Origin of the sequence: Collinsella aerofaciens (assembly GCF_039062315.1) — a bacterium.
GTDB classification, from domain to species: Bacteria; Actinomycetota; Coriobacteriia; order Coriobacteriales; family Coriobacteriaceae; genus Collinsella; species Collinsella aerofaciens_BG.
Genome location: NZ_JBCJBG010000007.1, coordinates 24,665 through 46,126, shown reverse-complemented (window position 1 = coordinate 46,126; position 21,462 = coordinate 24,665). Strand labels below are relative to the sequence as shown.

Here is a 21,462-nt window from a genome sequence, read left to right as displayed (position 1 = left end):
CCCGCGACCATTTGGCCGCGGGCGCTTTTCGTTTGAAAAACCATCCCGCCAATGCTTTATCTGTATAGCTCAAATGAGCCGAGCTGCTAGAATATCGAACTGTATGGATAACTATCATTCAACCGTTATGGGAGGATACGTGAACCGCACCAAAATCGCGCAGCTCTATGCCGATGCCGAGTCGCTCGGCGGCCAGACCGTCACCGTCGCCGGCTGGGTCAAGTCCGTCCGCGACATGAAGAACTTTGGCTTTGTTACGCTCAACGACGGCAGCTGCTTCCGCGACCTGCAGGTCGTCATGAACCGCGAGGCACTCGACAACTACGACGAGATCGCCCATCAAAACGTCTCGGCCGCACTCATTTGCACCGGCACCGTCAAGCTGACCCCCGATGCGCCCCAGCCTTTCGAGCTTTCTGCCACCTCCATCGAGGTCGAGGGCACGAGCGCCCCGGATTACCCGCTGCAGAAGAAGCGCGCAACCGTCGAGTTCCTGCGCACCCAGCAGCACCTGCGCCCGCGCACCAACCTGTTCCGCGCCGTGTTCCGCATCCGCTCTGTCGCGGCTGCCGCCATTCACCGCTTCTTCCAGGAGCAGGGCTTTGTCTACGTCAACACCCCCATCATCACCACGAGTGACTGCGAGGGCGCCGGCGAGATGTTCCGCGTGACCACGCTCGACCCCAAAAATCCGCCCCTCACCGAGTCCGGCGAGGTCGACTGGAGCCAGGACTTCTTTGGCAAGCATGCAAGCCTCACCGTGTCCGGCCAGCTCAATGCCGAGAACTTTGCCATGGCCTTTGGCGACGTGTACACCTTTGGCCCCACCTTCCGTGCCGAGAACTCCAACACCACGCGCCACGCCGCCGAGTTTTGGATGATCGAGCCCGAGATGGCCTTTGCCGACCTGAACGACTACATGGATAACGCCGAGGCCATGCTCAAGTACGTCCTCAAGGACGTTATGGCAACCTGCCCCGACGAGCTCAATATGCTCAACAAGTTTGTGGACAAGGGTCTGCTCGAGCGCCTGGACCATGTCGCCAACTCCGACTTTGCCCGCGTTACCTACACCGAGGCCGTCGAGATCCTGGAGCAGGCAGTCGCTGCTGGCCACCAGTTTGATTACCCCGTGAGCTGGGGCATCGACCTGCAGACCGAGCACGAGCGCTTCCTGACCGAGGAGCACTTTAAGCGACCGACTTTTGTGACCGACTACCCGGCCGAGATCAAGGCGTTCTACATGCGCATGAACGAGGACGGCAAGACCGTCGCCGCCGCCGACTGCCTGGTGCCCGGTATCGGCGAGATTATCGGCGGCTCCCAGCGCGAGGAGCGCCTGGATCTGCTCGAGGCCCGCATCAAGGACCTGGGCATGAATCCCGAGCAGTACAAGTACTACCTTGACCTGCGCCGCTACGGTTCCTGCAAGCACGCCGGCTACGGTCTGGGCTTCGAGCGCTTGGTCATGTATCTGACCGGCGTGGGCAACATCCGCGACGTCCTGCCGCACCCGCGCACCGTGGGCAACGCCGACTTCTAATCGTCGGACGCTAGCTCGCGTCGCCACACGCCAATGCTCATCGCATAAGCGTCTCTCGACATCAGTCGAGAGACGCTTTTTTCAACAGCATCCGTCAAGCTTTTGGCAAGGTTTTGGTCAGTTGAGCAGGGCTGTTGAAAACTCAACCCGCCGTTTGCCGACGACTACCGACCGCCCAGAGCGCTCTGCGCCCCTGGGAAAGCCCCACGTCCTAGGCTCCATACCGTCGCCACCCAAAACGGAAAGGACGTGGGCACGATGACCGAAGCCGCTGTTGAAACCTACGACACCACGACGAGAGGCGCCGCCTCGATGGCAGCCTATCGCGCCGTTCGTATCCTGCAGCTCTTGAGCGAAAACACCGGCGAAGACAAGGCCATGCTTTCCGATGAGTTGATCCGGCGCCTCGCCCATCCCGACGACCCCGCCCGCATGCCCATCTCGGCGGCGCGGCGCAGCATCTACACCGCCATCTCCGCGCTTCGCCATGCCGGATACGAAATTGAGTACAAACGCGGCGTGGGCTACAAACTTCTTACCCGTCCGCTCACCGATGAAGAGATCATCCGGCTCCACGGTATGGTCATGCGCAACCGCTCCACGCCTATCGCTATCCGCAAGAGCATGGCGCAGCACTTAGTTGCCATGGCGAGCGCCGACGTTCGCGGCTACCTCGATACACCCGAACCCGCTCCAAGCGCAGGCAGCAAGGCTACCAAGGCAACACGCACGCCCATCAAGCGCATCGACACGTGCGAGCTCGTCGAGCAGGCCATCGACCACGGAACCACGGTGAGTTTTGATATTTCGAGCGTCACGGCACGTGGCGAAACCGAAGTAGCACGGATGACACTCCGCCCCTTTGCCATCAGGCAGCGCGATGGCATCTCGTATTTGCTGGGAACGGTCTATGACGCCCGAGGCGCCGATGACACGCTGCGTACCGTAGAGATTGGCCGCATGAGAAACGTCACCACACGTCTCCTCGACGGCAAGAAGCTTTTCGCCGCCCTGGACGAGGAGGAGGACGCCTCCGCTGCATAAGACCCTCCGCCGCCCATTCGACTACCCGTACCGCCCATCCGATTCTGTATTAAAAAACCCGCCAAGTTATTGTAAAAATGGACATCCGCGCTACTATAGTTCCACTTGCACTTTGTTTGAGTGCAGTGTTTCCAGCCATTTCTATACTGGGGGTAACGATATGAAGGACATCACCATCAGCCGCAGGAGCCTTCTGGTATCTGCTGGCCTGCTCGCGCTCGCTCCGCTCGCCGGATGCGGCGGCAACTCTGGTTCCGGCTCTGCTGCCGCCGGTTCCGACTACACCGTCGGCGTTCTGCAGCTCACCGAGCACTCCGCACTCGACGCCGCCAACGACGGCTTTGTCAAGGCCATCAAGAAGAGCGGCCTTAAGGTCAAGATCGACCAGAAGAACGCCCAGAACGACCAGTCCACGTGTAAGTCCATTGCCGACAAGTTTGTGGGCGACAACGTCAACCTGATTTATGCCATCGCCACGCCCGCCGCGCAGGCTGCCGCCGGCGCCACGGCCGATATCCCCATCGTGGGCTGCGCCATCACCGACTACGCCGCCTCCGGCCTGGTCCAGGACAACGACAAGCCCGGCACCAACGTCACGGGCGCTTCCGACCTCACCCCGGTCGCCGAGCAGCTCGAGATGATGCAGAAGGTCCTGCCCGACGTTAAAAAGGTCGGCCTGCTCTACTGCACCGCCGAGTCCAACTCCGACGTCCAGATCAAGGCCGCCAAGAAGGAGCTCGACAAGCTGGGCCTCGAGTACACTGACTTCACCGTCTCGAGCTCCAACGAGATTCAGTCCGTCGTCGAGTCTGCCGTGGGCAAGGTCGACGCGCTGTACTCCCCCACCGACAACACCATCGCCGCGGGTGCTTCGCAGGTCGGTCAGATCTGCAAGGAGAATAAGCTCCCCTTCGTGACCGGCGAGGAGGGCATGTGCATGGCCGGCGGCCTGTTCACCCTCTCCATCAACTACGAGGATCTGGGCTACGCCGCGGGCGAGATGGCAGTTAAGATTCTGAAGGGCGAGGCCAAGCCCGAAGATATGCCGATCAAGCACCTCTCGAGCAAGGACCTGGTCGTCGTCAAGAACGACGAGATGGCCGAGGCTCTAGGCATCGACCTTTCCGCTCTGGACGAGTAGCACCATGTGCGGTAACGCAGCTAGGGCACGCACTTGCGCCGTTGCCGTGTTATTCAATATCTGAGCCACAGGGGCGAACGCCAAAGACCGGCGTTCGCCCTGCTTGTTACGGATGAGACAAAACATCCGGCCGCAGCTCTTTTATGCATTGTTACCGCTATCATGGTGACTCACGTGTCCACCCTATCCTAGGAGGTATGAAGCATGCTTATTGCATTGCAGGGCGCCGTTTCGCAGGGCGTCCTCTGGGGCATTATGGTGCTTGGCGTGTTTATCACGTTCCGCCTGCTCGACATTCCCGATATGACCTGCGACGGCAGCTTTGCCCTCGGCGGCTGCGTCTGCGCCGTGCTCATCGTCAATAACAACGTCGACCCGCTGTTCGCCGTGCTGGCCGGCATGTGTGCCGGTGCCATCGCGGGCGCCGTCACGGGCATTTTGACCACTGTCTTTGAGATTCCCGCGATCCTCGCCGGAATCCTGACGCAGATCAGTCTGTGGTCCATCAACCTGCGCATCATGGGCAAATCCAATACGCCCATCCTTGCCAAAGGCACCGTGTTCTCGGCCGTCAGCAACATGACCGGCCTGCCGCAGTCCACCGTCGCCATCATCCTGGGCATCTTGCTCGCCGTGGCTATCGTTGCCATCCTGTATTGGTTCTTTGGCACCGAGATTGGCTCAGCACTGCGCGCCACCGGCAACAACGAGTACATGATCCGCGCCCTGGGCGTCAACACCAACTCCACCAAGATGATCGCCCTCGTGCTCTCCAACGCCCTTATCGGCCTTTCGGGCGCACTCATCTGCCAGAGCCAGAAGTACGCCGACATTGGCATGGGCACCGGTGCCATCGTTATCGGTCTTGCCGCCATTGTTATCGGTGAGGTGCTCGGCCGTCTGCTGCCCGGCGGCCTCACGCAGTTTAGCGTCCGCCTGGCCTCTGCCGTCTTTGGCTCCGTGGTGTACTTCCTTATCCGCGCCATCGTGCTGCAGTTGGGCATGGACGCCAACGACATGAAGCTGCTCTCCGCCGTGATCGTTGCTGTGGCCCTGTGCGTGCCCGTGGTTTGGGAGCGCTATAAGCTCCGCAGCTCCTACACGAAGGGGGATGAGGCAGATGCTTAAGCTCTCGCACGTCAAGAAGACCTTTAACAAGGGCACCGTCACCGAGAAGCGCGCGCTCACCGGCGTCGACCTTACCCTAAATGACGGCGACTTTGTAACCGTGATCGGCGGCAACGGCGCCGGCAAGTCCACGCTGCTCAACATGATCGCCGGCGTGTACCCGCTCGATTCGGGCGTTATTGAGCTCGACGGCACCGACATCTCGCGCCTGAGCGAGTCGCAGCGCGCCAAGTACCTGGGCCGCGTGTTTCAGGACCCCATGCGCGGTACCGCTGCCGACATGCAGATCGCCGAGAACCTGGCCCTCGCCAAGCGTCGCGGCCAGCGTCGCGGCCTTTCGTGGGGCGTCACCAAGGCCGAGAAAGATGAGTACGTCGAGCTGCTCAAGCGCCTGGACCTTGGTCTGGACACGCGTCTCAACGCCAAGGTCGGCCTGCTCTCGGGTGGCCAGCGCCAGGCACTCACCCTGCTGATGGCCACGCTCACCAGGCCGCGCCTGCTGCTGCTCGACGAGCACACCGCGGCCCTCGACCCCAAGACGGCCTCTAAGGTGCTTAACCTGACCGAGGAGATCGTCGACGAGAACCACCTGACCACGCTCATGGTCACGCACAACATGAACGACGCCATCCGTCTGGGCAACCGTCTGATCATGATGCACGAGGGCCATGTGATCTACGACGTGGCCGGCGACGAGAAGAAGTCGCTCACCGTGGCCGACCTGCTGCAGAAGTTCGAGGAGGTCTCGGGCGGCGAGCTCGCCAACGACCGCATGCTGCTAAGCTAAAACCTGCCAAAAAGGGACAGGTTTATTTTGGTAGGTTTTATCTGCGCAAACGCCAAAACCGCCGCAAAGGGACAGAGGCCCTTGCGGCGGTTTTCGCATATTATGTCGATAATCCGATATTCAACCAGACATTCTGGCTAAGGACTAAGGAAACTGCCATGAAAAGACTCCCCCGCTTTGCGTTGGCCGCCGCGTTGTTTGCCGGCGCGCTCGCAGGCATCCCAAGCCTCGCTTTCGCGGGAAACCTGCCCGCCGCTATTGACGGCTCCGTGGCCGTCATGCACACCAACGATATCCACGGCAGCTACAAGTACAGCTACAACGCAAGCAAGGGCACCGGCACTGTGGGCTTTGACGGACTGGCGGTTCTCTATAGCGCCCAAAGCAGCGCCCCCGATCTTTTACTCGATGCGGGCGACACCTTCCACGGACAGTCCTTCGCCACCATGAGCGAGGGCAAGAGCATCGCCGAGCTCATGGACACCTTCTACGCCGACGGCTACGACGCAACCACGCCAGGCAACCACGACTGGAGCTACGGCGCGGACAAACTCCGCACCATGACCGGCTACAGCACCACCGGCACGCCCTTCGCCATGCTCTGCGCGAATGCAACGTCCTCGAACGGCGCATGGAGCTCGAGCATCACGAAGACGCTCGATCGCACCTGGGAGGATAGCGAGGATCACTCCACATTCGACTACAAAATCAAGGTCGGCGTCGTCGGAGCCATGGATGAGTCGCTAGGTTCCTCGCTGCGCGCGGACCTGGTCGCGGGCACCAGCTTCTCGAGTGCCGCGAACGCCATCAATGCCGAGGCAGAGCAGCTGCGCAAGGAGGGCTGCGATGTTGTTGTGTGTATCGCGCACACGCTCGACGCAAAGACCTTTGCCACGCGGCTCCGTGGCGTCGATGCCCTTATCGCAGGCCACGAGCACATCAACCTTAACGAGAAGGTGACGGGAGCCGACGGCAAGACGATCCACGTTGTCGAGGCAGGCAGCGCCTTTGCCGAGGTGGGGCTGCTTTCCATTCCGTACAAATACGACACGAATGGCACCGAGACGACCGACGATGACACGGTCACGGTCCCTGCAGACGGCAGCGACGAGAAGCTCTACACCGCCAAGAACGTCAACGACCTTTTGACAGACCCCGACAAGGGCTCCGACTACCAAAGCCGCCTTGAAGCCGTCCGCAACAAGATCAAGCCGCTCGACGAGGACTTTGAAAACGAATCGAACAAGGTGCTCGGCACATCCACCACCAACTATTTCTACGGCGAGGACGCCGCAGGCACGCATGGTTGGGAAATGGTGCGCACCACCGATTTCCGCCCCGGCAAGGAGGGCGACACCACCAAGGCCCAGACCATCGGCCACGTGATTTGCGGCTCCTATCTTGCCCTGACGGGCGCGGACTTCGCTATCGAAAACGCTGGCGGCATCCGCGGCGGCATCGCGGCGGGCAACGTGACCGCCGGCAACGTCATCGCCATCTCGCCCTACGGCAACACTGTGGAGACCTGGACCATGACCGGCGCGGACTTCCTCGCAGCGCTCGAGCACTCGCTACAAATCAGCGACGATTGCAACGACAGCTACGAGCTTCAGCAGGCTTATGTGGCGGCCGGTCACAGCGAGCAGGAGGCGCAAGACAAGTACAAGTGGCGCGATGACTCTGGCAGCGTTCTCTCCTTTGGCGGCATCAACGTGACGATTGATTGGACGCAGCCCGAAGGCAAGCGCATTGTGAGCGCCACACTCACCAAAGACGGCAGCACGCTCGACCCCGCCAAGACCTATACCGTCGCCACCAACAACTACATCATCACCAACACGACCGACTTCCCCACCTTCGCAAACGCCACCAAGCACACCGAGTGGGGTACCTGCGAGTCAGCGCTAAGGGCGCTGATCGGGCAGGACAGCTGGGAGAGCAAGATGACCTCGCTCGCGGGCACCATCAGCTTTGGCTCCGCTGCCGTGGACCCCACGCCCACACCGGCCCCGACGCCTAAGCCCTCGCCTAAGACGGACACGACGACCACGAAGGTCATCACCAAGAAGACGACCGGTAAGCTCGCCGCAACGGGAGACCGCACGCTGGCAGTAGTTGGCGCGTGCCTTATCGGCGGCATCATCGTCATCATGCTCGGCATTATCTGGAAGCGTCGACGCTAAGCTACACCGCCGGGCCTTACAGCCCCGCCGCGTAAACCTTATATCGAGCACAGAAGCCCGTCCGAATTTGATCGGACGGGCTTCTTGGTGGGTATCATGGTTGAACGATCATTAGGAGGTTTTCCCTACATGGAATTGTTTGAGCCGATTCTTCATTTCTTTGAGCAACGGTGGGTCCACAACATCATCTGGGCCGTCATCTTGGCGATAGGCACCGCCGTCGCCGCCAAGGTCGTATCCAAGACCCTGAACCATCTGCTTAACCGAGACGATAACCCGCTTCCGGCATCGAGTATCTTCATCAACATCGCGCGCGCCGTCATCTGGATGATTGGCGGCAGCTTTATCCTCGATAACTGCTTTGGCATTAACGCAAACGCGCTCGTCGCCGCCCTTGGCGTCGGCGGCATCGCCATCTCGCTCGGCTTTCAGGACACGCTGTCAAACCTTATCGGCGGCATGCAGGTGACCTTTATGGGCATCATCAAGCCCGGCGACAATATCGAGGTCGGCGGCGTATCCGGCGTGGTCCAAGACATCACTTGGCGCCATACAACGATTGAGGATGCCTGTGGGCAGACCATCATCGTCCCCAACTCCAACATCTCCAAGAACACGCTCGTGCACCTCATGCCCTTTGGGCGCGTTGCCGTGCCCGTCGCGGTCAAGGACACGTCCAAGTGGGCTTCACTGGACGCACTGGCAGACGAGCTGACCAGCGCCACCAAAGCCGCCGTGCTTCCCATCTCGGGCTTTGACAAGGAGCCCTACGTACTCTTTAGCGAAATCGGCGACTTTGGCATCAAAGGAAAGATCATCTTTATCGTCAGCGACGACAGCACTACTTTCACGGCAGCCGACGCCTGCATCCGCGCCATCGCCCCCATCATCGCCTAACCCGCCAAAAAGGGACAGGCACCTTTGTGGTGGTTTTCATTCGTGGTACCATGGTTTATGTAGTTGTTTAAACGACTAAGGGAGCAACATCATGGAAGAGGCCTATCGTCAAGCACGCAAGCGCGGCGAGCAAGGACGTCGACGCGCCATTAGCCAAAGCGAGCATCCATACCTTACGGACCTCGACAGTTTGATTGCTCAGCTCCCCTTAGGTCAGCGAGTGAGTGTCGGCCTGCGGGATATTCCGATCGAAATGGTCGTCGGCACTGTCACCAAGGGCCGTCAGTCCGCCTTTTCATGCAACTTTATGCCCCTGCTGCCGTTTAACACCGAGTTCGCCCGCAAGTGGTCCAACCTCTACGACATCCAGGTAACCGAGGGCTATCGCGACCCCATCATCGTCACCGAGTTCATGCATCGGTTCTATGTCCAGGAAGGCAATAAACGCGTCAGTGTCCTCAAATTCTTGGACGCTCCAACGGTTTCGGCCAGGGTCACCCGTCTCTACCCCGGCACATGGGATTCCGTCGAAAGCCGCCTGTACGGTGAATTCTGCGCGTTTTGGCGCGTCTGCCCCCTATACGAGATCGAGTTCTCGCGTGAGGGAAGCTACGAGACGCTCGCCAAGATGCTCGGTCAGAATCTTATCGAAAAATGGCCGCAGAAAAAGGTCGACTACCTGCGCCACACCTTCCTGCTCTTTAAGCGCGCCTACCTTCGCGCAGGCGGCGACCACCTGGACATTACGCCCGCCGACGCCATGCTCGTGTACCTCAATGTGTACAACCAGGACCGCCTGCTGGATACGCCAACGGATATCGTCGTAAACCGCCTGTGCAAGATTTGGCGCGAGCTGGTCATTGCCGGCAAAAATGACGAGGACAAGGTCGATCTTGTTGAAGCGCCGAGCGTCGACGAGGAGGAGTCGCCCGCCAAGTCCACCTCCGGCGTGCTCAACTTCTTTATGGGCAAGACCGTCTATTCGGCGACCAACCCCCTGCGCATCGCCTTTATCCATGAGTTCCCCTGTGCGACGTCGAGCTGGGACAGCCTGCACGACCAAGGGCGTCAGTATCTCGATGAGCACTTTGGCGGTATCGTGCGCACCGAGGCGTTCGAGGACTGTCACGATCCGTATGTGTTCTACGCCGCCGTGGAAACGGCTGTCAAACATGGGGCAAACGTCATCTTCTCGACCTCGCACCGCCTGATGGAATACACGCTCAGGGCTGCCGTTGAGTATCCCCAGGTTCGGTTCCTCAACTGCTCTATCGGCCTTCCCCATCAAAGCGTCCGTTCGTACTTTGGCAAGATGTACGAGGCCAAGTTCCTCCTGGGCGCCCTTGCCGCCAGCATGGCGGACAACCACCGCATCGGCTACCACGCGTCGGTCTTCGCCTCGGGCGCGCTCAGCGAGATCAACGCCTTTGCGATTGGCGCCTCGCTGCTCGACCCCCGTGCGCAAATTATCCTGACTTGGGGCGATGTGCCCGCCGGAGGCCTTGCCGAGGCCATGTGCCGCGAAGGTGTAAGCGTCATGACCGGCGCCGACATGTCAAAGTCGCTCGAAGACCCCACGGCCTACGGACTTCACCGCCTGGTCGATGGCAAGGTTACCGGCATCGCCATGCCGGTATGGAACTGGGGCCGTTACTACGAGCTCATCGTTCGCAGCCTTCTGCACGGCACGTGGGACGAGACCAGCGATGACAACCAAGTGCGCGCCGTCAACTACTGGTACGGCATGAGCTCTGGCGTTATCGACATCCGTTACGCTCCGGGCCTACCCTACCAGACGCGCAAACTCGTGCAGTTGCTCCGTAACGGCATTGTTGAGGGATCCATCAACCCCTTTGGCGGCGAGCTCCACAGCCAGAACGGCGTGGTACAGATCGAAGGCTTCCCTCCGCTGCCGAGCACGCAGATTGTCGAGATGAATTGGCTGGCGGATAACGTGGTAGGCACCATTCCGCAGCTCGACGATGAGCCGAAAGTCCCTGCCCTATGAAAATCCTTGCCATAGCCGATACCGAAGAACGATGCCTTTGGGAGTGCTTTCGCAAGGAACGCTTTGAGGGCGTCGACCTGATTTTGTCCGCCGGCGATCTGGACCCGGACTATCTTGAGTTTTTGGTTACGGTCATCAACAAACCGCTCATCTACGTGCGTGGCAATCACGATGACCGCTACGCACGTCATGCACCGGGCGGATGTATCTGCGTAGAAGACAGCGTGTACACGTACCGAGGGATTCGCATTGCGGGCCTTGGCGGGTCCATGCGTTATCGCGACGGCGCCAACATGTACACCGAACGCGAGATGTCCAAGCGCATGCGTAAGCTGTCGCGTAAGGTTAGGATGGTCGGCGGGTGCGACATTCTGCTTACCCATGCACCCGCCGCCGGTATGGGTGATCTGGACGATCTGCCGCATCGAGGGTTTGAGTGCTTTAACACGGCGCTTGAATCCTGGGGGGCCGACTACATGGTGCATGGGCATGTACACCAAAGCTACGGTTACGATTTTCAGCGCGAGCGGCAGCATGTGTGTGGAACGACGATCATCAACGCCTGCGGCTATACGCAGTTTGAGCTCGACCAGACGCGCTACCCCATCCGTGGCTGGCAGGCAGCCTGGCTCAATTCGCAAACCATGCGCCGCGAGCTCAAACGCCACGATGCCATCGAGTCCTCAACAGCCAGAACACCCTGGTAACCACCATAAAGGGAACACTGTCCCCTTTATGGTGCTTTTGACGCGATAGCAAGAAACCCGGTCCTGCACAAGGCAGAACCGGGTTTCTTTAGCAATGCTTGCTGTACTCAGGCAGTAACTAGCAGTTACTCAGCCAGGAAGTCACGCTGGACAGCGGGATCGACCTTGACGCCAGGGCCCATGGTGGAAGACACGGAGATGGACTTGACGTACTTGCCCTTAGCAGAAGAGGGCTTGACGCGCAGAATCTCGGTGTACAGGGCAGCGTAGTTCTCGACGAGCTGCTGCTCAGAGAAGGACTTCTTGCCCAGGGGCACGTGGCAGATGCCGTAGCGGTCGGCGCGGTACTCAACGCGGCCAGCCTTGAGCTCGGAGACCATCTTGGCGACGTCCATGGTCACGGTGCCGAGCTTGGGGTTCGGCATGAGGCCACGGGGACCAAGGATCTTACCGATGCGGCCAACCTTGGCCATCATGTTCGGCGTAGCGATAGCGGCGTCGAAGTTGATCTCGCCCTTCTGAATCTGGGCGACGAGCTCGTCGGAACCGATGATGTCGGCGCCGGCAGCCTCAGCCTCACGGGCCTTCTCGCCCTCGGCGAAGACGGCAACACGAACGGTCTTGCCGGTGCCGTGGGGCAGGGAGATGGAACCACGGATGTTCTGGTCAGCCTTACGAGTATCGATGCCCAGACGGAAGTGAGCCTCGACGGTCTCGTCGAACTTGGCGGTGTCGAGCTCCTTGATGAGCTTGGCAGCCTGAAGGGGGGTGTAGAGCGTGGCGCGGTCGATCTTCTCGGCAGCGGCGTTATAGCTCTTACCATGCTTAGCCATGTGCATTACCTCCTGTGGTTAAACGGGCGTGAGCCCTCCCACATCGTATCGTGTGCCCTATTGCACACATTTAACGGGCGCCCCGGTCGGAGCACCCGCCGTTACCATAAGAAATCGCTACTCAGCGATGGTGACGCCCATGGAACGGGCGGTACCGGCGATGATCTTCTTGGCGGCGTCAATGTCGTTGGCATTGAGGTCCGGCATCTTGATCTCGGCGATCTTGGTGAGCTGCTCCTGGGAGAGCTGACCAACCTTGTCAGCCTGGGGCTTAGCGGAACCAGACTTGAGGTTCAGCTCCTTCTTGATAAGGTGAGCCGCCGGCGGGGTCTTGGTGATGAAGGAGAAGGACTTGTCCTCGTAGACAGAGATCTCAACGGGGATGATGTCACCCTTCTTGTCCTGCGTCTCGGCGTTAAAGGCCTGGCAGAACTGCATGATGTTCACGCCAGCAGCGCCCAGGGCGGGGCCGACGGGAGGAGCGGGGTTTGCTGCACCAGCAGGAATCTGGAGCTTAATGACGTTGGCAACCTTCTTCTCAGCCATGGTCATTCCTTTCGAATCACGAGTGTGAAGTACTTGCTATATCGTAAGCACGCACGTGTTAGAAGCACTCCTGAGATGAGCAGTCACAGAAGAAGCACGCTCGCGCGAACGGACGAAAACTTAAGCGATGACAGCGACCTGGTTAAAGTCGAGCTCGACCGGCGTCTCGCGGCCAAAGATCATCAGCGTGACCTTGAGCTTGCCAGCCTCGGTGTTAACCTCGGAGACCTTGCCATCAAAGTCGGTAAGCGGGCCATCGGTGACGCGGACGGACGTACCGACCTCAATATCAACCGAGGTGCGCTTGGGCGAATCGCCCTTACCGGGACGACGAGTCATCTTGTTGTACTCGTCGCGGGAAAGCGGAGCGGGCTTGCCGTTGCCGCCTAGGAAACCGGTGACGCCAGGCGTGTTACGAACACACGTCCAAGCATCGTCATCCATCTCCATGCGGACCAGGACATAACCCGGGAAGATCTTGGAATCCTTGGTCTCACGCTTGCCACCCTCTTTAATCTCGGTGACGCGCTCCATAGGAATCTCGATATCAAAGATACGGTCCTGCATGCCCATAGTCTCGATGCGATGCTCGAGATCGGACTTAACGCGGTTCTCGTATCCAGAGTAAGTGTGAACGACGTACCAACGCTTAGACATGGTTTAGCCCCTCAATCCAGAGAACAGAGCAAGAGCCTCGCCAAAGCCAGCATCGAGCAGAGCGATGAGGACGCCGACGACGATCAGAGAAGCGCAAACAACAACCGAGTAGTTCACGAGCTCCTTCTTATCGGGCCACGTGACACGCTTCATCTCGGACTTGACCGAAGCGAAATACTTCTTGGTGCGGGCGAAGAAACCAGGCTTCTCGTTCTTCTTGGACTTCGCAGCCTTCTCGTTCTTCTTGGCAACGGCCTTCTTGGCCTCAACCTTGGAGTTGGCGGCAGCTTTGTTGGCAGGTGCCGGCTGCTGAGCCTTCTTCTTGTTCTTCTTGTTGGCCATTTGGGTTACCTCCGCGCAATGCGCTTATACATGAGTAAACCGTAAGCCCCCAAGTGGGAGCTTACGGAATAATGACTGGCACGCCAGGAAGGACTCGAACCCTCAACACTCGGTTTTGGAGACCGATGCTCTACCAATTGAACTACTGGCGTATGTGACTAGAGACTAGCGAGTCTCTTTGTGCAGCGTGTGGTGACGGCACCAGGGGCAATACTTCTTGATCTCCATACGATCAGGCATGGTCGACTTGTTCTTGGTGGTCGTATAGTTGCGGCGCTTGCACTCAGTGCACGCAAGAGTAACTAGAGTACGCATGTATCCTGAACCTTTCATTTCCGCCCCGTACGGGCACGAGTTGTTACTTTATCAGCTCCACGTAAGTGCTGTCAATGAAAACCTCGAGTCAATTGGTTCTCGGTGGATCCATTCATATTTGGAACACATCAATGAAGCCATCGAGAGCTAATCGACGGTGCATCCAGGACCATTATCGATCCTCTCGACACCAGCAACGGCTCAATATCCATTGCAGAAAAGAACCCGGCACCCATATAAGTGCCGGGTTCTCTAAGTCAGCTATATCAAAGAGCTAATTTACTCAATGATCGTGGAGACGATGCCCGAACCGACGGTGTGGCCACCCTCGCGGATAGCGAAGCGCAGGCCCTCCTCCATGGCGATCGGGTGGATGAGGTCGCCCTCGATGGTGATGTGGTCACCAGGCATAGCCATCTCGGTGCCCTCGGGGAGCTTGACCGTACCGGTAACGTCGGTGGTACGGAAGTAGAACTGAGGACGATAACCATCGAAGAACGGGGTGTGACGGCCGCCCTCCTCCTTGGTCAGAACGTAGATCTCGCCGGTGAACTTGGTGTGCGGGGTAACCGAACCGGGCTTGCAGAGAACCTGGCCGCGCTCGATGTCCTCACGCTTGATGCCGCGGAGCAGCAGACCGACGTTGTCGCCAGCCTCGCAGAAGTCCATGGACTTACGGAACATCTCGATACCGGTAACGACGGTGTTCTGGGTATCCTTGATGCCGACGATCTCGACGGGCTCGTTGAGCTTGAGCTCACCGCGCTCGACACGGCCAGTAGCAACGGTACCACGGCCGGAGATGGTCATAACGTCCTCAACGGCCATCAGGAACGGGAGGTCGTTGTTACGAGCAGGCGTCGGGATGTACTCGTCGACGGCCTTCATGAGCTCGCGAATGGCGTCCATCCACTTGGCGTCGCCCTCGAGAGCGCCCAGAGCGGAGCCACGGATGACGGGGATGTCGTCGCCGGGGAAATCGTACTCGGAGAGGAGCTCACGGGTCTCCATCTCGACGAGGTCGATGAGCTCGTCATCGTCGACCATGTCGCACTTGTTCAGGAAGACGACGATGTAGGGAACGCCGACCTGACGGGCGAGCAGGATGTGCTCGCGGGTCTGAGCCATGGGGCCGTCGGTAGCAGCGATGACCAGGATAGCGCCGTCCATCTGAGCAGCGCCGGAGATCATGTTCTTGACGTAGTCAGCGTGGCCCGGGCAGTCAACGTGAGCGTAGTGACGGGCAGCGGTCTCGTACTCAACGTGGGAGACGGAAATCGTGATGCCGCGCTCGCGCTCCTCGGGAGCCTTGTCGATGTTCTCGAACGCAGTGAAGTCAGCCTTGCAGCCCTCGGTCTCGGAGAGAACCTTGGTGATGGCAGCGGTCAGCGTGGTCTTGCCGTGGTCGACGTGACCAATGGTGCCGATGTTAACATGCGGCTTAGTGCGCTCAAACTTCTCTTTGGCCATAAAGCCCTCCTCTAAACAGGTCGTCCCCGGACGGGACTTTGCCTTTATACCATAGTGGCCTCTCAACATACTATTGAGAAGCCACCGTGTTACCTATGGTAGCGGTGACTGGATTCGAACCAGTGACGCCACGGGTATGAACCGTGTGCTCTAACCAACTGAGCTACACCGCCGGATGGAGCCTGCAACCAGACTTGAACTGGTGACCTCTTCGTTACCAACGAAGTGCTCTACCGACTGAGCTATACAGGCACTTGACGGGTGGGAGCTATAGGATTCGAACCTATGTAGGCAGAGCCAACGGGTTTACAGCCCGTCCCCATTAACCACTCGGGCAAACTCCCAATCGTTCAAGTATCCGCAGGTCCTTTGGTCTTTTGGACCGCCGCCCCCGCGAACGAAAAAGATAATACGATGCAACCCTGGGGGCTGTCAACGAAAACCTCTAGATACACGGTGCCGGGCGTATCTATATAGCTGTGACCTGCGGTTTTGTTGAGTTTGGATATGAAGGACGGTGGTTTTGAATACTGAGGTGACGTTTCCCGAGGTAACACTTTGGTGTAGTGGAGTACACCTTCAGGATCGAACTTCGATAATGGCTTATTTGCACCTATATATAGGTCGAGATCGGGGCTTCCCAGACAGAATCGAGCGTGGATAATCTCCCACTTTTGGCGTGGCTTCGAGTCCAAAGTGGGAGATTATCCACCCTCGTATGTCCGGAAATCCTCACTCGACCAGGATGACTGGGACCGGTCCGGCCTTTGTCTCGATCTGTAACAGTAAGAGGGTTATTCCTCCCCCATCTGTTACAGATCGAGATATTACGCAGAGACACCAGCTTACGTCTCATTCTGTAACAGTAAGAACGGTTTCAGCCTCTTCGTGTTACAGATCGAGATATTATCGGCCAACCCTTGGCATTGTCTCAATCTGTAACTATAAGGAGGGTTTTCAGCCCACCCGTGTTACAGATCGAGACAAACCTGAAGCTTGGTGGGAGTCAAACCCGCTTACATGTCGACATAAATAGAAACGGGCCCTGTCCCAATTGGAGACAGAGCCCGAAACTCTCATGGAGCCAGTGACAGGAATCGAACCTGCAACCCACTGATTACAAATCAGTTGCGCTACCGTTGCGCCACACTGGCACACTTGGCGCTTTCACGCGAAGCCAGTTAAGAATAAAGGAATTGCGGACGAGGCGCAACAGGCCCTTCACCCGACCACATCTCAAAACCATTCGTCAGAACGAATAGTTTTAATTACAATTGCTATATATAAAACTATTCGTTCTGACGAAGGGTTTCGCGATGCTTACTACCAAGGAAGCAGCCGAACTGCTCGGCATCACTCCGCGCAGGGTGCAGGAGCTCATAAAAAACGGAGCACTTGAGGCCCGCAAGGCTTCTGGTGTATGGCTCATCGACAAAGACAGCGTCGACACGCGACTCCGCTCCGTGACCAAAACGGGGGGACGTCCCCGCCGCGGCCACGGTAAGAGCGAGATCGCGTTCACCCTCATGAATCGCACGCACGAAGTCGCTCAGCTGGTCTACAGCACATCTCGAAAAGACTTTACCCACATCGGCGCCGACATCGATTACGCCCACGCCCCTATTGGAGTATTTGGCCCTAATAGCCCCATATCGCTCGACTCCTTCCGCATCTGGTGGCGCGGCCGCGGTATCCCGCTCGCACGCATTGGGCTAGCCTCCCTGCTTGCAGAAGCCGCAGTCGATGTTCCCGATGAACTCGTCCAGCGAAATCTTGGCCTCTCCCTATCCGACCAGTATTGGATTAGACCCCAAGATTCCGGTCTCGCCTGGGAGGATATCAACTTCTTCAATAACGCCTTTGATGACGTCTCGCTGTCCATTGCGCCCTTTGCCCCAGAGGGAAAAGCGGCTGCCGCAAAGCCCGATAACACCTCGGACGGCAATCTTCAAAAGTACTGGACGTGCGAGGGCGGGCGTCGAATTCTGCATAAGGCAGGAGCGCACCTGAACCAGGAACCTTATAACGAGCTGGTGGCGACCGCGCTCCACCGTCGCATCCTAAACGCCTGCGATTACGTGCCTTACTCGCTCGAGGGCACGGGCACTTCCGCCCTGAGCATATGCGATGTCTTCTTAACTGATGAAGAAGAGTATGTCCCTGCGTTCTATGTAAACCAGCACGCAAACGCAGATGAACGGCTAACCGACTACGAGCGATATGTAGCAAATTGCGAGGAGCTCGGGGTGGCAGGCGTTAAGGATGCCCTTGACCGCATGATCGTATGCGACGACATCATCGCCAACTACGATCGTCATTGGCGCAACTTCGGCCTCGTGCGAAACGTCAACTCACTGGCCTGCAGACCAGCCCCCATCTTCGATTCGGGCTCATCGCTCTGGTGCAACATATCTCTAGAGGAGCTTAGGGCAGGAGAGCACAGTTTTGCCAGCGCGCAGTTCCATTCAAGTCCCGCGAAACAAATGTTGCTTGTTGAGGATATGAGCTGGTTTGACGGGGGCAAACTCGAAGGTTTTGTCGACGAGGCAATCGAGATTCTGTCTAAAAACGATGCCCTAGCAGCGAGACTGCCTTATCTAAAAGAGGCGCTAACGTGGCGCCTCGAAAGAATGATCGACATCGCTGAATGGAGTTAGCAAGGCAGCATTGCCCCGCCAACTCCCCTACCGTCCGCGCAGGGCCTTGAGCTTGGCCAGGGCATCGGGACTCAGGCGGCTGCCCAGAGTCATCTTAATCTGCGGAGCTTCCTCTGCCTCGTGAACGTCGTTATCGATCTGTTTGATCTCGTCCACCAGCATACGGCTCGAGATGCGCGTGACGCCCTTGCCCATGACAACGGCCTGGATCGTGCCGTCGCTCGATACCACGGAGCACGCGCGGCCTTCCTCACGTGCCTCAATGCAGAGCTTCTGCACCACGGTATCGGCCGAAACACCCGTCGGCGAAAACTCGATGCGCACGCCGCGGGCCGGCAGGTTGGGGCGCTCGCTGGAGATATTGCCCGCGCCGTCGAACACGATCACAGCCTCGTAGCGGCCCTGGGCAAACGCGGCGACATCGTTGATGAGGGCGGTGCGCGCCATATCGTGAACGTCGCTGGAATACGGATCGTCGGAGTGGTCGTACACGAGCTTTTCGTAGCGCGGCGTGCAGTGGATCACGTTGTAACCGTCGACCACCAGCAGCTCGGGCTTGTTGGAGTGCACCGTCGAGACTGGGTCGGCGATAGCCTGTGCAAACGCATTGCCGCCCACGCCGTAGGTCGCGGCCGAGACAATCGGCTTGGCCGAGCCTTCGCCAAAGCGCTTGGCCTTGGACTTGGCGCGGTTCTTCTTGGACATGCGCTACTCCTCCCCCATGAGCTCGCCGGCGTTGCGACGTAACCACTCAAAGCATAGCGCCGTCGTTGCCTGGGCAACGTTGAGGCTCTCGGTCATGCCGCGCTGGGGAAGCTTGGTCAAAAAGTCACATTTCTCGAGCACCAGGCGCGAGATGCCGTCGCCCTCGGAGCCCATGACGAGCGCCACGCGGCCCTCGAAGGGAGCATCCCAGCAACTGCCTTCGGCGTGCTCGGAGGCACCGCCCACCCAAAAGCCAGCGGCCTTGAGGTCGTCGAGTGCACGGGCGATATTGGGAACCTGCGCGATAGGCAGATGCATGACGGCACCGGCTGAGGTCTTGTAGCTGCCCACGGTCACGCCGGCGGCACGCTTGTTGGCGATGACGACGCCCGCGGCGCCCACGACCTCGGCGGAGCGCACGATGGCGCCAAAGTTACCGTCGTCGGTCACGTGATCGAGCACCACGACAAGTGCCGGACCCTCGCCCGCGCGGTCGAGGATATCGGCAACATCGGCATAAGGGAAATTGCCCACCTCGAGTGCGATGCCCTGGTGAGCGCCATGGCTCGACAGCGCATCGAGCTGTGCACGCGGCACGTACTTAATGCGGACACCCGAAGCGTTGAGGTCATCGACCAAACGCGACAGGGCAGCATCGCGCTCCCCGCCCTCGGCGATGAGCGCGCACTTGATAGGAAAACCGGTGCGTAGCGCCTCGGCGGCAGCACGACGGCCTTCGATAAACTCGCCCTTGGGAGCCTGGACAGCGTCGCGGTTGCGATCGCGCTGGCCCTTAGGAGCGGCAGCGCGATCATTGCGGCGAATCGGACGCGAGCCAGAAGCGGCCTGCTTGCCACCACGAGGCGCACGCTTGCGATTGTCGGCCATAGGACGGCCTCCTTAAATAGATAACGAACAAGAATCGACCGTCCGAGCCACGGCACCTTGCCTTTCAATCGTCGGGCATGACCACCAGGTCTATGCCCTCCTCTTTCAAGGCAATCTGCCGTACCTCGAACGGTCGACAAATACTAGAGACTCTTAATACGAGTACCCGCGGCAGTATCCTCGATCGTCAGGCCCAGGTCCTTGAGCTGGTCGCGGATGGCGTCGGCCAGATCCCAGTTCTTGGCGGCACGGGCCTCGGCGCGGGCCTCGAGAATCTTGGCAGCGGCCTCGTCCACGTCGTCGCCCGTGTAGGCGACCAGACCGGCGGCAACACCCAGCAGACCCAGCGGCAGCTCGACCTTGGGCTCGGGGAGCTCAACACCAAACGTATCGAGCAGCTCGGCCAGCGTGTCGGCGGCGGCAAGCGTGGCGGCCTTGTCGGCAGCGTCGCCCGCCTGCTCCAGGTACTGGTTGCACTCGGTCACAAAGCCAAAGACGGCACCCATGGCGCCGGCGGTGTTAAAGTCGTCGTCCATGCACTCCTTAAAGGTGGCACGGGTCTCGGCGGCCTTGGCGGCAAACGCCTCGGATGCTGCCTCATCGGCATCGGCCGTCGCATGGTTCGCGGCCCAGCGCAGGTTCTCGACCGTACCGGCGATACGCGTGAGCGAGTTCTCGGCACCCTCCAGGCGCTCCCAAGAAAAGTCGAGCGGCGAGCGATAGCTCGTCTGCAGCATCAGAAGGCGCAGAGCGGCAGCGGAGTGCTGCTCGAGGACCTCGGCCAGCGTAAAGAAGTTGCCGAGCGACTTGGACATCTTCTCGCCGTCAACCAGTAGCATGCCCGTGTGCATCCAAGTGTTGGAGAAACCCTGGTGCCAGGCGCAGGTGGCCTGGGCGCACTCGTTCTCGTGATGCGGGAAGGCAAGGTCGGAGCCGCCGCCGTGGATGTCGATCGGAGTGCCCAGGTAGCGATGCACCATAGCGGCGCACTCGGTGTGCCAACCGGGACGGCCCTCGCCCCAGGGGCTCGGCCAGCTGGGCTCGCCGGGCTTGGCGGCCTTCCACAGGGCAAAGTCAAGCGGGTCGTTCTTGTCCTCGTTCTCCTCGATGCGCGCGCCAACCATAAGGTCGTCGATGTTGCGGCCCGAGACCTGACCATAGTTGGGATCGCTGCGCACGGCAAAGTACACATCGCCGTTATCGGCTGCGTAAGCGTGGCCCTGCTCGATAAGCGTCTTGATCATGGCGATCATGGGGCCGATCTCCTTGGTGGCGCGGGGGCGCACATCGGGATCGAGCACGTTGGCGGCGCGCATGACGCCGATGAACTTGTCGGAGAACTCCGTCGCGACCTCGGCGGCCGTGCGGCCCTGCTCGTTGGCGCGCTTGATGATCTTGTCATCGACATCGGTGAGGTTCTGGGCGAACGTGACCTCGTAGCCGCTCGCGATGAGCCAGCGACGAATCACGTCAAAGCTGATGAACGTGCGGGCATTGCCGATGTGGATGTTGTCGTAGACCGTGGGGCCGCACACGTACATGCGGACCTTGCCGGACTCGATGGGCTGGAACTCTTCCTTTTTATGGGTAGCGCTGTTGTAGATACGCATT

At 59.3% G+C, this 21,462-nt stretch carries 19 protein-coding genes and 5 tRNA genes; 10 read left to right on the top strand and 14 right to left on the bottom strand.

The window, feature by feature from the left end; all coding sequences use genetic code 11:
* Window positions 1-139 precede the first annotated feature (139 nt).
* From asnS to ABCP74_RS05290, 9 genes are all read left to right on the top strand, one after another.
* The gene (gene asnS, locus ABCP74_RS05330) at window positions 140-1,543 is read left to right on the top strand and encodes an asparagine--tRNA ligase (RefSeq protein WP_022093883.1); all 1,404 of its coding nucleotides are present in this window, start codon (window positions 140-142) and stop codon (window positions 1,541-1,543) included.
* A 258-nt stretch (window positions 1,544-1,801) separates the two neighbouring features.
* Window positions 1,802-2,587: a hypothetical protein gene (locus ABCP74_RS05325; protein ID WP_117769338.1), complete on the top strand. Its 786-nt coding sequence runs from the start codon at window positions 1,802-1,804 to the stop codon at window positions 2,585-2,587.
* Between the two features lie 160 nt (window positions 2,588-2,747).
* Window positions 2,748-3,728, top strand: coding sequence for an ABC transporter substrate-binding protein (locus tag ABCP74_RS05320; protein ID WP_117769336.1), 981 nt, complete (start codon window positions 2,748-2,750; stop codon window positions 3,726-3,728).
* 204 nt (window positions 3,729-3,932) lie between these two features.
* Window positions 3,933-4,856 (top strand): ABC transporter permease, encoded by a 924-nt coding sequence (locus ABCP74_RS05315; RefSeq protein ID WP_055309412.1) that lies wholly within the window; start codon window positions 3,933-3,935, stop codon window positions 4,854-4,856.
* Complete coding sequence (locus tag ABCP74_RS05310) at window positions 4,849-5,643, top strand: ABC transporter ATP-binding protein (protein WP_055250279.1); 795 nt, start codon at window positions 4,849-4,851, stop codon at window positions 5,641-5,643. The genes ABCP74_RS05315 and ABCP74_RS05310 overlap by 8 nt, the downstream gene beginning before the upstream one ends.
* Before the next feature lie 158 nt (window positions 5,644-5,801).
* Window positions 5,802-7,826 (top strand): bifunctional metallophosphatase/5'-nucleotidase, encoded by a 2,025-nt coding sequence (locus ABCP74_RS05305; RefSeq protein ID WP_117769334.1) that lies wholly within the window; start codon window positions 5,802-5,804, stop codon window positions 7,824-7,826.
* Window positions 7,827-7,955: 129 nt separating this feature from the next.
* Window positions 7,956-8,723 (top strand): mechanosensitive ion channel family protein, encoded by a 768-nt coding sequence (locus ABCP74_RS05300; protein ID WP_195544454.1) that lies wholly within the window; start codon window positions 7,956-7,958, stop codon window positions 8,721-8,723.
* A gap of 91 nt (window positions 8,724-8,814) precedes the next feature.
* Window positions 8,815-10,731: a BMP family ABC transporter substrate-binding protein gene (locus ABCP74_RS05295; RefSeq protein ID WP_343001080.1), complete on the top strand. Its 1,917-nt coding sequence runs from the start codon at window positions 8,815-8,817 to the stop codon at window positions 10,729-10,731.
* Entirely contained in the window at window positions 10,728-11,438 is a 711-nt protein-coding gene (locus tag ABCP74_RS05290; RefSeq protein ID WP_006234987.1) for a metallophosphoesterase family protein, read from the top strand. The genes ABCP74_RS05295 and ABCP74_RS05290 overlap by 4 nt, the downstream gene beginning before the upstream one ends.
* A 125-nt stretch (window positions 11,439-11,563) precedes the next feature.
* Here the strand turns inward: ABCP74_RS05290 and rplA are convergent, their stop codons facing one another.
* The 11 genes from rplA to ABCP74_RS05235 form a co-directional block, all read right to left on the bottom strand.
* Window positions 11,564-12,271: a 50S ribosomal protein L1 gene (rplA, locus tag ABCP74_RS05285; RefSeq protein ID WP_022093892.1), complete on the bottom strand. Its 708-nt coding sequence runs from the start codon at window positions 12,269-12,271 to the stop codon at window positions 11,564-11,566.
* A 117-nt stretch (window positions 12,272-12,388) separates the two neighbouring features.
* A complete protein-coding gene (rplK, locus tag ABCP74_RS05280) occupies window positions 12,389-12,817 on the bottom strand; it encodes a 50S ribosomal protein L11 (protein ID WP_022093893.1) in 429 nt (142 codons plus the stop codon).
* Between the two features lie 120 nt (window positions 12,818-12,937).
* On the bottom strand, window positions 12,938-13,474 hold the full coding sequence (gene nusG / locus ABCP74_RS05275) for a transcription termination/antitermination protein NusG (RefSeq protein ID WP_099432095.1): 537 nt from the start codon (window positions 13,472-13,474) through the stop codon (window positions 12,938-12,940).
* Between the two features lie 3 nt (window positions 13,475-13,477).
* Window positions 13,478-13,816: a preprotein translocase subunit SecE gene (gene secE, locus ABCP74_RS05270; protein WP_343001079.1), complete on the bottom strand. Its 339-nt coding sequence runs from the start codon at window positions 13,814-13,816 to the stop codon at window positions 13,478-13,480.
* A gap of 76 nt (window positions 13,817-13,892) precedes the next feature.
* Window positions 13,893-13,968 (bottom strand) — tRNA-Trp (locus tag ABCP74_RS05265).
* 13 nt (window positions 13,969-13,981) lie between these two features.
* Complete coding sequence (gene rpmG / locus ABCP74_RS05260; RefSeq protein WP_022093895.1) at window positions 13,982-14,131, bottom strand: 50S ribosomal protein L33; 150 nt, start codon at window positions 14,129-14,131, stop codon at window positions 13,982-13,984.
* Between the two features lie 279 nt (window positions 14,132-14,410).
* The gene (tuf, locus tag ABCP74_RS05255; RefSeq protein ID WP_035137538.1) at window positions 14,411-15,601 is read right to left on the bottom strand and encodes an elongation factor Tu; all 1,191 of its coding nucleotides are present in this window, start codon (window positions 15,599-15,601) and stop codon (window positions 14,411-14,413) included.
* 96 nt (window positions 15,602-15,697) lie between these two features.
* Window positions 15,698-15,774: transfer RNA gene (locus tag ABCP74_RS05250), tRNA-Met, on the bottom strand.
* Between the two features lie 3 nt (window positions 15,775-15,777).
* Window positions 15,778-15,853, bottom strand: a tRNA-Thr gene (locus ABCP74_RS05245).
* 10 nt (window positions 15,854-15,863) lie between these two features.
* Window positions 15,864-15,945: transfer RNA gene (locus ABCP74_RS05240), tRNA-Tyr, on the bottom strand.
* Between the two features lie 735 nt (window positions 15,946-16,680).
* Window positions 16,681-16,755, bottom strand: a tRNA-Thr gene (locus ABCP74_RS05235).
* Between the two features lie 162 nt (window positions 16,756-16,917).
* Here ABCP74_RS05235 and ABCP74_RS05230 point away from each other — a divergent pair.
* A complete protein-coding gene (locus ABCP74_RS05230) occupies window positions 16,918-18,258 on the top strand; it encodes a DNA-binding protein (RefSeq protein WP_117848041.1) in 1,341 nt (446 codons plus the stop codon).
* 27 nt (window positions 18,259-18,285) lie between these two features.
* Here ABCP74_RS05230 and ABCP74_RS05225 read toward each other — a convergent pair whose 3' ends face one another.
* The 3 genes from ABCP74_RS05225 to cysS all read right to left on the bottom strand — a co-directional run bounded on the left by ABCP74_RS05225 (window position 18,286) and on the right by cysS (window position 21,461).
* Entirely contained in the window at window positions 18,286-18,963 is a 678-nt protein-coding gene (locus ABCP74_RS05225; protein ID WP_006234978.1) for an NYN domain-containing protein, read from the bottom strand.
* A 3-nt stretch (window positions 18,964-18,966) separates the two neighbouring features.
* Window positions 18,967-19,851 (bottom strand): 23S rRNA (guanosine(2251)-2'-O)-methyltransferase RlmB, encoded by an 885-nt coding sequence (gene rlmB, locus ABCP74_RS05220; protein ID WP_343001078.1) that lies wholly within the window; start codon window positions 19,849-19,851, stop codon window positions 18,967-18,969.
* A gap of 143 nt (window positions 19,852-19,994) precedes the next feature.
* Window positions 19,995-21,461, bottom strand: coding sequence for a cysteine--tRNA ligase (cysS, locus tag ABCP74_RS05215; RefSeq protein ID WP_343001077.1), 1,467 nt, complete (start codon window positions 21,459-21,461; stop codon window positions 19,995-19,997).
* Window position 21,462: the final 1 nt, after the last annotated feature.

Coding starts and splice junctions, on each gene's coding strand:
- ABCP74_RS05325 (WP_117769338.1), top strand. CDS start 1,802: ATGACCGAAGCCGCTGTTGAAACCTACGACACCACGACGAGAGGCGCC.
- ABCP74_RS05320 (WP_117769336.1), top strand. CDS start 2,748: ATGAAGGACATCACCATCAGCCGCAGGAGCCTTCTGGTATCTGCTGGC.
- ABCP74_RS05315 (WP_055309412.1), top strand. CDS start 3,933: ATGCTTATTGCATTGCAGGGCGCCGTTTCGCAGGGCGTCCTCTGGGGC.
- ABCP74_RS05310 (WP_055250279.1), top strand. CDS start 4,849: ATGCTTAAGCTCTCGCACGTCAAGAAGACCTTTAACAAGGGCACCGTC.
- ABCP74_RS05305 (WP_117769334.1), top strand. CDS start 5,802: ATGAAAAGACTCCCCCGCTTTGCGTTGGCCGCCGCGTTGTTTGCCGGC.
- ABCP74_RS05300 (WP_195544454.1), top strand. CDS start 7,956: ATGGAATTGTTTGAGCCGATTCTTCATTTCTTTGAGCAACGGTGGGTC.
- ABCP74_RS05295 (WP_343001080.1), top strand. CDS start 8,815: ATGGAAGAGGCCTATCGTCAAGCACGCAAGCGCGGCGAGCAAGGACGT.
- ABCP74_RS05290 (WP_006234987.1), top strand. CDS start 10,728: ATGAAAATCCTTGCCATAGCCGATACCGAAGAACGATGCCTTTGGGAG.
- rplA (WP_022093892.1), bottom strand. CDS start 12,271: ATGGCTAAGCATGGTAAGAGCTATAACGCCGCTGCCGAGAAGATCGAC.
- rplK (WP_022093893.1), bottom strand. CDS start 12,817: ATGGCTGAGAAGAAGGTTGCCAACGTCATTAAGCTCCAGATTCCTGCT.
- nusG (WP_099432095.1), bottom strand. CDS start 13,474: ATGTCTAAGCGTTGGTACGTCGTTCACACTTACTCTGGATACGAGAAC.
- secE (WP_343001079.1), bottom strand. CDS start 13,816: ATGGCCAACAAGAAGAACAAGAAGAAGGCTCAGCAGCCGGCACCTGCC.
- rpmG (WP_022093895.1), bottom strand. CDS start 14,131: ATGCGTACTCTAGTTACTCTTGCGTGCACTGAGTGCAAGCGCCGCAAC.
- tuf (WP_035137538.1), bottom strand. CDS start 15,601: ATGGCCAAAGAGAAGTTTGAGCGCACTAAGCCGCATGTTAACATCGGC.
- ABCP74_RS05230 (WP_117848041.1), top strand. CDS start 16,918: ATGCTTACTACCAAGGAAGCAGCCGAACTGCTCGGCATCACTCCGCGC.
- ABCP74_RS05225 (WP_006234978.1), bottom strand. CDS start 18,963: ATGTCCAAGAAGAACCGCGCCAAGTCCAAGGCCAAGCGCTTTGGCGAA.
- rlmB (WP_343001078.1), bottom strand. CDS start 19,851: ATGGCCGACAATCGCAAGCGTGCGCCTCGTGGTGGCAAGCAGGCCGCT.
- cysS (WP_343001077.1), bottom strand. CDS start 21,461: ATGCGTATCTACAACAGCGCTACCCATAAAAAGGAAGAGTTCCAGCCC.